Here is a 12,608-nt window from a genome sequence, read left to right as displayed (position 1 = left end):
CAGTGGCACGGCAGCGCCCCCCTTCGGTCTTCTCGCCCCGCTCACCCGTCGTCGTGATGGCGATGACGTTCCTCGGCGGCTACCTGGAGACCGAGTTCGGGAAATCCTGGGGAATCAGCGGACTGATCTGGGCGGTCACGGGTGGCCTCGGGATCGCGTACGTGGCCTGGTGCTGGGGAGGGCGGACGCGGTCGGCCCGCGCGTGGGCGGTCATCGACCGCGGGCCCGCGCTCGCCCTGGTCGGCGTGCCCGCCTTCGCCTTTCCGTTCTTCGGGGCGGGGCTGTGCGTGTTCTTCGGGCTGCCGAAGGTGCTCATCATCCCCTTCGGGCTGGTCACGCTCTTCTGCCTCCTGATGATGTTCATCGGTGTGGCGGATCCGCCGAAGTGGTGGGGCCCCCGCTGGTTCCGGCAGGGCGAGCACAAGGAGGACTTCAAGGGGGCGGCGTCCCGGGGCGCGCTGGGGACCCTCGCTGACTCCTCTGCCGCGCGGACTCCCGTACTCAGTAGCCAGGAGGAATGCGGGAAGAGCTTCGGGGACGTGGCCGCGCCCGTGGTCCGGTGGAAGGGCGGCTGGGTGCATGACCCGGACACCGATGAACAGGACCATGGGCTGGCGCGCAAGGGAACGGTCGAGGGCACGCTCGCCTGGTACCCGCAGGGGCTGGGGTTCGCCGCCACCGAGCGCGAGGACGCGCTGCGCGGAAAGCCCACCGTGGTGACGATTCCCGCGGAGCGGCTCACGGGTGTGGAGGTGGCGCCCGCGCGGGCGGGCGCCGACGGTCGCCCGCGCCGCGGACGCTGGATGCGGTCGCCGTTCCCCAGGCTGGTCGTCCGCACGGCGAGCGACACCTACGTATTCGACGTGGCCAGGGGCAGAGCGCGCCAGGTCGCCGCCTTCATCAAGGAACGGGCAGGGCAGGCCGCATGACCGGGACCGCGGACCCCGCAGGCACCGGACCGCGGCCGTACGGCGACCCGGAGTTCCATCTTGCGCTTCCGGAGCACTGGGAGACGGTGGAGCCGCCGGGGCCGCCGGTCGCGCTGATCGCGGTCGAGCCGGGGGACGGCGAGACGTTCCGGGCCAACGTCGTCGTCACGGCCGAGGACATCACCGACGCGGGGCAGTGGCAACAGGCCGTCGGCCGGGCGCTGGCGGACCATCTCCAGGAGTACCTGCTGGTGGACGAACAGCCGGCGGGCGATGGTGTGCGACGGCTGTTCCACCACATCCTTCCCGAGGCCGGCGCCGTCACCGCGGAGCAGTGGTCCTGGACCGCGGGACACCGGGGGTTCACCGTGACCGCTTCGGCCGCCACCTTCGACTACGACGCCAAGGCGGACCTGTTCGCCGCGGTGGCCGACGGTTTCCGTCTTCAAGGAGCGGCCACATGAGGACCGCGCCCACGATGCTCTTCGACGGCGAGAGCGGGCGGCTGCGCCTGCCTCTGGAACTGTTCGGTGCGTTCTACGACTGGGCGGAAGGCGGGCGCGCCGACGGGGCGGGGCTGGAGGCGTTCGCGGACGCCGGGGTGCTGTCCGGCGGGCAGCCGCATCCGGCCGTCGAGCCGGTGGTAGCGGCGATCGCCGATCCGGTGTGCGTGCTCTCCGTACGCGGAGCCGCCGCGGACGGCAGCGGCGTGCACGGGGCCTGCTGGCTGGGTGCGGAGTCCGCGGCGCTGCTCCTCGACGCGCCGGACGACTCCGCGGAGCTGACCGGCGTCGCCCCGGTGGCGGTGCCGGCCGCGGTGGCCCGCGTCGTCGGGCTCGCGCCCCGGCCGGTGTCCGACGCGGCCGCGGTACCGGTGCCCACCGCCGAGGTCGAGGCGCTGTTCCAGGACGGGCCGCCGGCCGCCGGGTATCCCGCGGACGGGCCGCCGGGCGCCGGGTACCCCGCGCTGGAGGCGGTCGGTGTGTCGGCAGCGGACGGTGCGCGGTGGTGGGAGGTGGCGACGCGGTGGCCCGACGCGGCGGGCATCCCCTGCACGGGCACGCTCCGGGTCCTCGACTCCACCGCCGGACTGTGGGCCGTGGCCGGGGGAGACGCCGAGCGGACCACGTGGGAGCCGGTCTCGGCGAGTGCGGTGTGGCGACTGCTGCTGCGCTGTTTCCCCCGGTAGCGCTTCGTGTTCTAGGGTGCAACGCCGCGCCCTGGAGCGATCATCTTCCGGTCCACCGGCACGACTTACGACTTACCAGTACAACGCACAACGCACCACCACGTCCCATCCGTACGACTCACATCACTCACACTCACACTCACAACCACGGGGGTTCTCTCATGCGTTTGGCAGCCGTACTTCTCCTCATCGGCTCCTTGTTCGGGGCAACGGCCGTGACGGCCCAGGCGGCGCCGGCAGCCAACTCCGCCTCGTACGCCGTGCAGGCGCCGATGCTCGGCAGTGGCGGCAAGGGCAGCGGTGGCAGCAGCGGCGGCGTCAGCAAGAGCGGCTCCGGGACGTCGAAGAGCGGTGGGTTCTCCTCCGGCCGCAGCTACGGCGGCTCGTCGTCCTCCGGACACGGGAAGATGCCGTGGTGGCAGGCCATCCTGGTCCTGCTCCTCTTCGGGGGCCTCGCCGTCTGGGGTCTGGTCACGCTCGTGCGGAAGGTCCGCAAGGCCCTGGCCTGACCGGTGTCGGCCACTGTGCTCCCCGCTTCGTGGTAATTTCGCATACAGGTTGTATGCAATGCGACGGGAGCGGGGAGAGCCGGTGCAGTCGGGACGAGAGAAGGCGTACGCGTACCTCAAGGAGAGCGTGCTCACCGACCCGGAGATGCAGGACCGGTTCCTGTCCGAGCAGGAGATCGCGGACCGGATCGGGGTGTCGCGCACGCCGATCCGGGAGGCGCTGCTGTTGCTGGCCGCCGAGGACCTGGTGCGGCTGGTGCCCAAGCGGGGTGCGCACATCGCACCGCTGTCCGGCCGCGAGATCAGCGAGCTGATGGAGATGCGTGCGCTCATCGAGCGCTTCGCCGCGGAGCGGACCACCCGGGAGGGCACCGCTCCCGTGGCGGAGATGACCGCTGTGCTGGCCGAACAGCACGCACTGCGCGGTGCGGACTCGGCCCGCGAGTTCATCGCCGCCGACCACCGCTTCCACGCCACGCTGGTGGCGGCCGTCGGCAACACACTGATGAGCCGTCAGTACGACGCGCTGCGCAGCCGGCAGATCCGGGCCGGCGTGACCGCCCTCTACCGGGCGGGGAACCGGCAGGACGAGGTGCTCGCGGAACACCAGGAGATCCTCGACCACCTGTCGGCGGGCGACGGCGCGGCCGCCTGCGCGGCCATCGACAGCCACCTCCAGGCCACCCAGCGCATCCTGCTGGCCGCCTGAGCCCCTGCGCCGCGGCCACCGACCCCGGGGCCTCGCACCGGGCCCCAACAGCCGGCAGCTGAGTGCCGGTCAGGGCAGCCGGCGGTTGTCCAGGACCGCGACCGCGCGCCGGACCCGGTCGGCCTCCGCGGGGTCGACGTCGGCCGTGAGCAGCTCCGGCGCCGCGCCGAGCCGGGCCCGTACCGTGCCGTCCGGGCCGATGAGGGCGCTGTGGCCGATGCCCGTGGGGGCCTTGGTGGGCTGCTCCGGGTCGGCGTCGGGATCCGGTGCGGACTGCCCGACGGCGGCCACCCAGGACGTGGCGTCCAGGGCGCGGGCCCGCACCAGCAGCTCCCACTGCTCCCGCTTGCCGGGCCCGGCGCCCCACGAGGCGGGCAGTACGGAGAGCACGGCACCCGCGTCCGCATGGGCCCGGAACAGCTCGGGGAACCGCAGGTCGTAGCAGGTCGCCAGCCCGACGCGGACGCCGTCGACGTCGATGGTCACCACGCGCTCGCCCGCGGCCACCGTGTCCGACTCCCGGAAGCCGAACGCGTCGTAGAGGTGAATCTTGTCGTAGGACTCCTCGACGCCGGGGCCGGTGGCCAGCAGGGTGTTGGCGACCCGGCCGTCGGCGGCCGGGGTGAACATGCCCGCGATGACGGTCACGCCGGTCTCGTCCGCGACGGTGCGTACGCCGTCGGCCCACGGGCCGTCGAGGGGTTCGGCGACCGGGCCGAGGGGAACACCGAAGCGGCTCATGGCCGCCTCGGGCAGGACCGCGAGGCGGGCGCCCGCCTCGGCCGCGCGGCGCACGTGGTCCTGCACGGCCGCGAGGTTCTCCTTGGTATCGGTCGAACTGGTCATCTGGCACAGCGCGATACGCATGCGGCTCCTGGCTCCTCTTCCTTGTCCGTTGTCGCTCTTCATCGTCCTTGCCGGTCCGGCCGGCCGTGACCGGAGGGGCGGCCGGACCGCCTCAGTCGCCCCGGGCGGCCGTGGCCGCGTGGTCCCGTGCGCGGTGGGCCGTCTCCTCGACGTAGCGCTCGTCCTCGCCGTGGTCGGCGTCCCGGCCGAGCAGTACGCCGACGACGGTGAGTACGGCGGTGCACACGAGGTACAGGGCCAGCGGCAGCCACGTGCCGAAGGTACCCAGGAGCGCGGTGAACAGCAGGGGCGCCACCGCGCCGCCGATCACGCCCGCGAGGGTGTACGCCAGCGAGGAGCCGGTGTACCGCAGCCGCGGGGTGAACTGTTCGGCGACGAAGGCGGCCTGCGGACCGTACAGGAGCGAGTGGATCACCAGCGCACCGACCACGCCGAGCACCAGCAGCGCCCACGAACCGCCGTCGGTCATCAGGAAGAAGACGAACGGCCACACGCCGGCCGCCACCGTGCCGCACAGGTACATCCGGCGCCGGTTCCAGCGGTCGGAGAGGGCGCCGGCCAGCGGGATCAGCACGATCTGGAGCGCCGAGCCGATGAGTACGGCGGTCAGCGCGCTGCTGCGGGCCATGCCCAGCTTCTGGGTCGCGTAGGTGAGGACGAAGACGGTGAACATCGCGTACAGCACGTCCGGCGCGACCCGGCAGAGCACCGCGGCGATCAGTGCCCGGGGCTGGGTGGTGAACACTTCCTTGATCGGGGCCTGCGGCCGGTCGCCGCCGGCCTCCATGGCCTTGAAGACCGGCGTCTCCTCCAGCCGCACCCGGATCCACAGCCCGAAGAGCACCAGGGCTCCGGAGAGCAGGAAGGCGATGCGCCAGCCCCAGGAGAAGAACTGCTGCTCGGTGAGGAGGGCGCCGAGCGCCGCGAGCACGCCGTTGGCCATGAGGTTGCCGGCCGGCGGGCCGATCTGGGCGGCCGACGCCCAGAAGCCGCGGCTGCGGGTATCGCCGTATTCGCTGGTCAGGAGGACGGCCCCGCCCCACTCGCCGCCGACGCCGACGCCCTGCGCGAAGCGCAGCAGGACGAGGAGCACCGGCGCGGCCGGCCCGATGGTGGCCTGGGTGGGGATCAGTCCGATCAGGAACGTGGCGGCGCCGATCAGCACGAGGGTCGCCACGAGCACTTTCTTGCGGCCGATGACGTCCCCGAGCCGGCCGAAGACGAATCCGCCCAGCGGGCGCGACACGTACCCGACCGCGTACGTGGAGAAGGCGAGCAGGGCGCCGGTCAGCGGGTCCTCGGAGGGGAAGAAGAGCTTGCCGAAGACGAGCGCCGAGGCGGCCGAGTAGACCGCGAAGTCGTACCACTCCAGTGAGGTGCCGGTCAGGCTCGCGATGAAGGCGCGGATCAGCGCGCCGCGGTCCGGCCGCGTCGCGGTCACCCCCGTGTGGTCCCCGTCCGCGCCCGGGCGTTGTTCGTTGTCCATGGGGTCAAGGCCTCACGATCTCGGTTGCTGCACTGCTAGGCATACTTGCTGTATACAGGTCGTATGCGCAACCCCTCGGGGGCTGTTTTACCCCTGCGCAACCGTCTGTGATCTGGAGGACTCATGACCGTCCTGTCTTTCGAACTGCCCGACGGAAGCCGGCGCACCGTCGAGGTGACGCGGCTGCTCAACGCCGGATACGCCGGCCGCAGCCAGGAGGACGTCGCCGCGCACGTCGCGGAACTGGCCGAGCTCGGCGTCCCCGCGCCCTCGACCGTACCGGCGCTGTACCCCGTCTCGCCGTACCTCGGGCAGCAGACCGCGACCGTCGCGGTGCAGCACGCGCGCACCTCCGGGGAGGCCGAGTGGGCGCTGGTGGTCGACGCGACCGGCGACCTCCTCCTGACGGCGGCGTGCGACCACACCGACCGCGCGCTGGAGGCGCACGGCGTGGCCTGGAGCAAGAACGCGGGGCCCGACGTGCTCGCCGGCCGGGCGTGGCGGCTGGCGGACGTCGCGGACCGGCTGGACGCCCTGACCCTGCGTGCCTGGGTCACCCCGGTCGGCGGCGGGGACGAGCAGTTGCTGCAGGACGGCACCGCCGGGGAGCTGCTGCCGCCCGGGTACTGGGCCGACGTGCTGCGCGAGCGCGGGGAGCTGGCGCCCGGCACGGTGCTGATATCGGGGACGATCCCGATGCGCGAGGGCGTCGACCAGTTCGCCGGGCGCTGGCGGGTCGAGCTGGCCGACCCGGCGACCGGTGACGCCATCGAGCTGGCCTACGACGTGGTGCCGATGCCCGAGCCCATCGGCTGACCCGGCCGTCGCGGAACCGGCGGCCGCCGGGGGCTCGGGCACCCTCGCCCGGCTCAGACGTCCAGCAGTGGCAGGCCGGGCAACACCTTCTCCAGCGTGATGGGGAAGTCGCGTACGCGTACGCCGGTGGCATGGAAGACCGCGTTGGCGACCGCCGCGCCGGCCCCGCAGATGCCCAGCTCGCCGATGCCCTTCGCGCCCAGCGCGTTGGCCTTGTCGTCGTACCCGTCGAGGACGACGGCGTCGACGGCGGGGATGTCGGCGTGCACGGGCAACAGGTAGTGCGCGAGGTCCCGGTTGACGAAGGCGCCGCTGCGCGGGTCGACGACGGCCTCCTCTTCGAGGGCCGCGCCGGCGCCCCAGATCATGCCGCCGATCAGCTGCGAGCGGGCCGTCCTGGCATTGAGCACGCGGCCCACCGAGAACACGCCCAGCATCCGCCGCAGCCGGATCTCGGCGGTGTCGGCGTCGACGGCCACCTCGGCGAAGTGCGCGCCGTAGGTGTGGATCGAATAGGCCGTGTAGTGGGGGTCGTCGTTCATGGCGAGGGTCTCGCCCGTCGCCTCCATGCCGTCGGGGTGGTGGCGGGCGACGATGTCGCCCAGCGCCTCCGACGCGTCGCCGATGCGCACCCGGCCGTCGGCGAACACCGCTTTCTCCAACTCCAGTCCGCGCAGTGCGGAGCGGGTGTCGTCGCACACCGCGGCCAGCAGTTTCTCCCGCAGGGTCCGGCACGCGCCGTGCACCGCGGTGCTGGAGTTGGCGGCGCCCCACGAGCCGCCGGACCCCATGCTGGTCGGGAACTCCGAGCGTCCGAGTTCGACGCGTACCCGGTCGGGCGGCAGCCCGAGCCCGTCGGCCGCGACCTGCGTCAGGATCGTGTAGGTGCCCGTCCCGATATCGGTCATGTCCGACTGCACGGTGGCCGTGCCGTCCGCGGCCAGCCGGACCCGCACCGTCGTCGGCGACTGGAAGTGCCCGCGGATGGCGGCGGCCACGCCGTAGCCGACCAGCCATTGCCCGTCGCGCACGGTCGCCGGCCGGGCGGGGCGGCGCTCCCAGCCGAACCGGCGCGCGCCCTCCCGCAAACACTCGACCAGGTGCCGGTCGCTGTACGGGACGCCCCGCTCGGGATCGACGGTGGGTTCGTTGCGGATCCGCAGCTCGACCGGGTCCATCCCGAGCGCGTCGGCCAGCTCGTCCATCGCCGATTCCACCGCGAGCAGGCCCGGTGCGTCGCCCGGCGCGCGGACGTCCTCGCCCCGCGGCAGGTCCAGTGGCGTCAGCCGGTGGCTCGTCAGCCGGTGCGGCGCGGCGTAGAGACTGCGGGTGGTGGCGGCGGTCTGCTCGGCGTACTCCATGTCGGGGTTGGTGTGCATGGTGACGTCGTGGGCGAGCGCCACCAGCCGGCCGTCCCGCTCCGCGCCCAGCCTGACCCGCTGGTGCGAGGTGGGGCGCAGGCCGACGAGGTGGAAGACCTGCTGCCGGGTCAGTGCGACCTTGACCGGCCGGCGCAACGCGCGGGCGGCGAGCGCCGCGAGGATCGTCTCGGCATGGACGCCCAGCTTGGAACCGAACCCGCCGCCGACGTACGGGGAGACGATGTGGACCCGCGCCGGGTCGAGCCGGAGGGTGCGGGCGACCGAGGCCTGCGCCGCATCGACGATCTGGCAGCTGACATGGACCGTCAGGTCCTCGCCCCGCGGCACCGCCAGGCAGGCGTGCGGCTCCATCGGCATGGAGAACCCGTACGGCGTGGTGTAGCGCTGGTCGACCGTCACCGCCGCGGAGCGGAACCCGGCGTCGAAGTCGCCCACCGCGGTGTCGGTGGGAAGGCCGGCGTTGACCATCTTCGGGATGTACGTGTCGTCCTTCAGCGCGCCGAAGTCATAACGCCCGGGCCTGGCCGCGTACTCCATCTCGACGAGTCCTGCCGCTGCCCGTGCCTGCTCGAAGGTGGTGGCGACGACCAGCGCCACCGGCTCGCCGTAGTGGTGGATGTCGGGCCCTGTCAGCATCGGCTGGGCACGCCAGTACTCGTACGGAACGGACTCGTCGCGCGGGCCCTGCTCCGGTGCGTTGTGATGGGTCATCACCAGGCAGACGCCGGGGGCGCGCTCGGCGCTCCTGCTGTCGATGCGGGTGATGCGGCCCTTGCCGATCGTTGCGCCGACGATGAATCCGTAGAGCGGTGCGTCGTCCGGGCCGTGCTCGTACGCGTAGGTGGCCCGGCCGGTGACCTTCAGCGGGCCGTCGACGCGGCTCACGGCCCGCCCGATGATCCCTTGCCCGGACGTCCCCTGCCCAGACACCTTCTGCCCGGTCATCCCGCCTCCTCCGCCCGACGGGCCAGCTGCGCCAGGGTGCGGCACAGGGTGCGCTCGGCCAGCTCGATCTTGAAGTCGTTGTGTCCCCGCCCGACCGCGTCCCGCATCGCGGCCCCGGCGGCGGCCCGGTACGTGGTCATCGTGGCCGGCCGGCCGGTCAGCGCGGCCTCCGCCTCGACCGACCGCCACGGCTTGGCCGCCACACCGCCGAACGCCACCCGCGCCGCTCGGACGATGCCTTGTTTCACCGAGACCACAGCTGCCACCGACACGAGGGCGAACTCGTAGGACGCCCGGTCGCGCACCTTGCGGTAGAGCTGCCGGCCCGGCGGGGGCGGCGGCAGGAGGACGCTTGTGATCATCTCGCCCGGGTGCAGCACGGTTTCGATGTGCGGTGTGTCCCCGGGCAGCCGGTAGAGGTCGGTGATGTCGACGTGGCGTACCGAATGATCGGGGCCGAGCAGTGCGATCCGGGCCCCCAGCGCGGTCATCGCGACCGCCATGTCCGAGGGGTGGGTGGCGATGCAGGAATCGGTGGCGCCGAGGATCGCGTGTATCCGGTTGAACCCGCCGATCGCCGCGCAACCGGAGCCGGGAAGCCGTTTGTTGCAGCTCGCCGCGGTGTCGTAGAAGTACGGGCAGCGTGTGCGCTGCAGCAGATTGCCGCCGGTGGACGCCTTGTTGCGCAACTGGCCCGAGGCACCGGACACCAGTGCCTGTGACAGCGCCGGATAGCGGGTGCGTACGCGGGCATCGGCGGCCACATCGGAGTTGGCGGCCTGCGCGCCGATGCGCAGCCCGCCGTCCCGCAGATCCTCGATGTCCCGCAGCGGTAGCCGGCTGATGTCCACCAGATGACCGGGCTGCTCGATGCCGAGCTTCATCAGGTCCAGCAGATTGGTGCCACCGCTGATGAACTTCGCGCCGGTGCGGGACACCGCGGTCACGGCGCCCCGCGCGTCCTTCGCACGCTCGTAGGTGAAGGCCCTCATCCCGCGTCTCCTTCCGCCACGCTGCGCACGGCCGCGACGATGTTGGGGTAGGCCGCGCACCGGCAGATGTTGCCGCTCATCCGCTCGCGGATCTCCTCATCGGTCAGCGCGATGCGCGACGCGGCGGTGGTTGCGGGGGTGGTGGCCTCGGTGGCGTGGCTGGGCCAGTCCGCCGCCACTTCGGTGAGCATGCCGACGGCCGAACAGATCTGTCCGGGGGTGCAGTAGCCGCACTGGAAGCCGTCCCGCTCGATGAAGGCACGCTGCATGGGGTGCAGGTCATCAGGGGTGCCCAGGCCCTCGATCGTCACCACCTCGTCGCCCTCGTGCATGACGGCGAGGGTCAGACAGGAGTTGATGCGCCGACCGTTGACCAGCACCGTGCAGGCACCGCACTGCCCGTGGTCACACCCTTTCTTCGTGCCGCTGAGGCCCAGGTGTTCGCGCAACGCATCGAGCAGCGTGGTCCGTGGATCCACCGTCAGCCGCCGCACCCGGCCATTGACGGTCAACTCGACCGCCGAGAGCCGGTCCGCCGTCCCGTGCCGGGACCGTCCCGCGGTATGCGTAACGGAATCGCTCATCACAGCCCGCCTTCCTCAGGTGATGCGCGAGGGTCGGGTGCTTCCCCCGGCGTCCCGTCCCGTCGCCACTGCCGGGTAGGTGCTCCGCCGTGCCGAGCGTCTCGCAAAAAATGCCGCCCCGCGACGCTCTCTCCCGCCGTGGCTTTCCGAGGGGGCGCGGCTTCCCGATATGGCGTGATCCGTATTGGTCTCCTGGTGCTTGAGTGGCGTCTGCCGAGGGGCTGATTCGGCTGTGCGGTGCGAGAGTTGAGGGTGGGGCGGAATCGGGCAGCGGCGCACGTCAAACATGGCCCCGGGCAGATAGTCCGAATGCCGTCGGTCGCGCCGCTAAACCCGGTGCGGAGTGAGATCACTGCATCGTGGTAACTCGCCCAGGCTCCTGGGCGAGTGAGGCGTACCGGCCGTTACTGTTTCCAGGGATCTCGGCGGATTCTCAGATATTCGTTTACCAGATATATGTACTCGGATTTCTCATTCGCCGATTCGCACCACGCACGTCGATCGCCATGAAGGAGAGCTCGCCCGATGACCGTTGTTTCTCGATGCGTCGGGGTTCCGGGCCGTCCCGGTGCGGTGGCGGTGACGGAAGAACCGTTACGGCGAGGTGGGCATCGCGGCGTCGGCCGGACAGCGGGGGAGCGCGAGCCGGATCTGCCGGCGCGGCCGCGGGGACTCCGTGCACAGGCGGCCAATTCGTCCCTTTTCAGCACCCACTCCCGCGCCGCCATCCTGGTGCCCGGCGCGCCCGGCGTGCCGGCGAACGCGCGGAGGGCCCGCAGACGCGACTAGGCCCGTCCGGCGGTCGTCACACGCCCGGACCTCCCCGTGCAGCAGCACGCCGGGGTCCCGGGACAGCACACCCACCTCACCAAGGAGTCACGAATGCCCGATCCCGGGATCTTCCCGCTGCGGACCACTCCTTTGCAGTCGAGCCTGTTCCATGTCGCGGCCCGCTTCGGCGCTGCCGCCCGCACACCCCCCGCTGGTGCCGATGCTGATGCCGGTACGGATACAGATGTCGATGCCGCTACCGATGCCGCAACCGAAGCCGAGCCGGCTGCCCAGGACGCGGGGGAGGGTGCCGCCCCCGCGAGTCAGTCGAACCTCGCCCTGGAACGGATTCTGCGCGGCCCCAGTGGGCTGGGCACGGCCGGGCTGCATCTCGCCCCGCGCGAGGAGCCGCCGGCGGCCGAACCGGAGCCCGAGGTGCCGGCGGAAGGCACGCCCATTCCGGGCCTCTACCACCACCCCGTACCGGAGCCCGACCCGGCGCGTGTGGAGGAGGTCAGCCGCCGGATCAAGCAGTGGGCGGTGGAGGAGGCCGAGGTGTATCCCCCGGAGTGGGAGGACCAGTTCGACGGGTTCTCCGTCGGGCGCTACATGGTCGCCTGCCACCCGGACGCGCCCACCGTCGAGCACGTCATGGTCGCTACGCGGCTGATGGTCGCCGAGAACGCGGTCGACGACTGCTACTGCGAGGACCACGGCGGCTCACCCATCGGGCTCGGCAGCCGCCTCCTGCTGGCGCACACCGCTCTCGACCCGCTGTACACGACGGAGGAGTACGAGCCGGCGTGGCTAGCGTCGCTCGGGTCGGACGCGCCGCGCCGCGCCTACCGCTCCGCCATGGAGTACTTCCTCCGTACGGCCACTCCCTCCCAGGCCGACCGGTACCGGCACGACATGGCCCGGCTGCACCTGGGCTACCTCGCCGAGGCCGCCTGGGCCCAGACGGAGGAGATGCCGGAGGTCTGGGAGTACCTGGCGATGCGTCAGTTCAACAACTTCCGCCCCTGCCCGACCATCACCGACACGGTCGGTGGCTACGAACTGCCGGCGGACCTGCATGCCCAGCAGGCCATGCAGCGGGTCATCGCGCTCGCCGGCAATGCCACCACCATCGTCAACGACCTGTATTCCTACACCAAGGAACTGAAGGCCCCCGGCCTGCACTTGAACCTGCCCGTAGTGATCGCCGAACGCGAGGGCGTCTCGCACCGCGAGGCCTACCTGAAGGCGGTCGAGGTCCACAACGACCTCATGCACCGCTTCGAAGCCGAGGCCGCCGCCCTGGCCGAGGCCTGCCCCGTACCGACCGCACAGCGCTTCCTGCGGGGAGTGGCCGCCTGGGTCGACGGCAACCACTACTGGCACCAGACCAACACCTACCGGTACAGCCTGCCCGATTTCTGGTAAGGAC

The 12,608-nt window shown here is 71.8% G+C and carries 11 protein-coding genes and 1 pseudogene; 7 read left to right on the top strand and 5 right to left on the bottom strand.

All coding sequences use genetic code 11. The features are described 5' to 3' along the window. Positions 1–2 precede the first annotated feature (2 nt). The 5 genes from ABZ840_RS32705 (at position 3) to ABZ840_RS32685 (ending at position 3,336) form a co-directional block, all read left to right on the top strand. Complete coding sequence (locus ABZ840_RS32705) at positions 3–929, top strand: hypothetical protein (protein WP_361566000.1); 927 nt, start codon at positions 3–5, stop codon at positions 927–929. Beyond that, a complete protein-coding gene (locus ABZ840_RS32700) occupies positions 926–1,393 on the top strand; it encodes a hypothetical protein (RefSeq protein ID WP_361565998.1) in 468 nt (155 codons plus the stop codon). Before ABZ840_RS32705 ends, ABZ840_RS32700 begins: the two co-directional genes overlap by 4 nt. Beyond that, positions 1,390–2,118 carry an ESX secretion-associated protein EspG gene (locus ABZ840_RS32695; protein ID WP_361565995.1) on the top strand — a complete coding sequence of 243 codons (729 nt, stop codon included), beginning with the start codon at positions 1,390–1,392 and terminating at the stop codon, positions 2,116–2,118. The genes ABZ840_RS32700 and ABZ840_RS32695 overlap by 4 nt, the downstream gene beginning before the upstream one ends. Positions 2,119–2,285: 167 nt before the next feature. Beyond that, on the top strand, positions 2,286–2,627 hold the full coding sequence (locus ABZ840_RS32690; RefSeq protein ID WP_361565993.1) for a hypothetical protein: 342 nt from the start codon (positions 2,286–2,288) through the stop codon (positions 2,625–2,627). 82 nt (positions 2,628–2,709) lie between these two features. Further along, positions 2,710–3,336, top strand: a complete 627-nt coding sequence (locus tag ABZ840_RS32685) for a GntR family transcriptional regulator (RefSeq protein ID WP_361565990.1) — start codon at positions 2,710–2,712, stop codon at positions 3,334–3,336. Positions 3,337–3,405: 69 nt separating this feature from the next. On the opposite strand, the gene ABZ840_RS32680 is transcribed toward ABZ840_RS32685, so the two are convergent. Both ABZ840_RS32680 and ABZ840_RS32675 read right to left on the bottom strand, forming a co-directional pair. Continuing rightward, positions 3,406–4,203: a carbon-nitrogen hydrolase family protein gene (locus ABZ840_RS32680; protein ID WP_361565987.1), complete on the bottom strand. Its 798-nt coding sequence runs from the start codon at positions 4,201–4,203 to the stop codon at positions 3,406–3,408. A 91-nt stretch (positions 4,204–4,294) separates the two neighbouring features. Next, positions 4,295–5,611 carry an MFS transporter gene (locus ABZ840_RS32675; RefSeq protein ID WP_361566145.1) on the bottom strand — a complete coding sequence of 439 codons (1,317 nt, stop codon included), beginning with the start codon at positions 5,609–5,611 and terminating at the stop codon, positions 4,295–4,297. A gap of 201 nt (positions 5,612–5,812) precedes the next feature. Between ABZ840_RS32675 and ABZ840_RS32670 the strand changes: the two genes are divergently transcribed. Beyond that, positions 5,813–6,505: a DUF2848 domain-containing protein gene (locus tag ABZ840_RS32670; RefSeq protein ID WP_361565985.1), complete on the top strand. Its 693-nt coding sequence runs from the start codon at positions 5,813–5,815 to the stop codon at positions 6,503–6,505. Between the two features lie 53 nt (positions 6,506–6,558). On the opposite strand, the gene ABZ840_RS32665 is transcribed toward ABZ840_RS32670, so the two are convergent. Genes ABZ840_RS32665 through ABZ840_RS32655 form a run of 3 tightly spaced genes read right to left on the bottom strand, consistent with a single transcriptional unit; the run spans position 6,559 to position 10,408 of the window. Next, positions 6,559–8,832, bottom strand: coding sequence for a xanthine dehydrogenase family protein molybdopterin-binding subunit (locus tag ABZ840_RS32665; RefSeq protein ID WP_361565982.1), 2,274 nt, complete (start codon positions 8,830–8,832; stop codon positions 6,559–6,561). Continuing rightward, positions 8,829–9,824 carry a xanthine dehydrogenase family protein subunit M gene (locus ABZ840_RS32660; protein ID WP_361565979.1) on the bottom strand — a complete coding sequence of 332 codons (996 nt, stop codon included), beginning with the start codon at positions 9,822–9,824 and terminating at the stop codon, positions 8,829–8,831. The genes ABZ840_RS32665 and ABZ840_RS32660 overlap by 4 nt, the downstream gene beginning before the upstream one ends. Further along, positions 9,821–10,408 carry a 2Fe-2S iron-sulfur cluster-binding protein gene (locus ABZ840_RS32655; protein ID WP_361565976.1) on the bottom strand — a complete coding sequence of 196 codons (588 nt, stop codon included), beginning with the start codon at positions 10,406–10,408 and terminating at the stop codon, positions 9,821–9,823. Before ABZ840_RS32655 ends, ABZ840_RS32660 begins: the two co-directional genes overlap by 4 nt. Before the next feature lie 940 nt (positions 10,409–11,348). On the opposite strand from ABZ840_RS32655, the pseudogene ABZ840_RS32650 reads away from it, so the two are divergent. Next, positions 11,349–12,604, top strand: a pseudogene (locus ABZ840_RS32650) (family 2 encapsulin nanocompartment cargo protein terpene cyclase). The last annotated feature ends 4 nt before the right edge of the window (positions 12,605–12,608 follow it).

This window comes from Streptomyces sp. NPDC047117, from assembly GCF_040643545.1.
Classification (GTDB): Bacteria; Actinomycetota; Actinomycetes; order Streptomycetales; family Streptomycetaceae; genus Streptomyces.
This window is presented reverse-complemented; position numbering and strand designations above follow the sequence as displayed.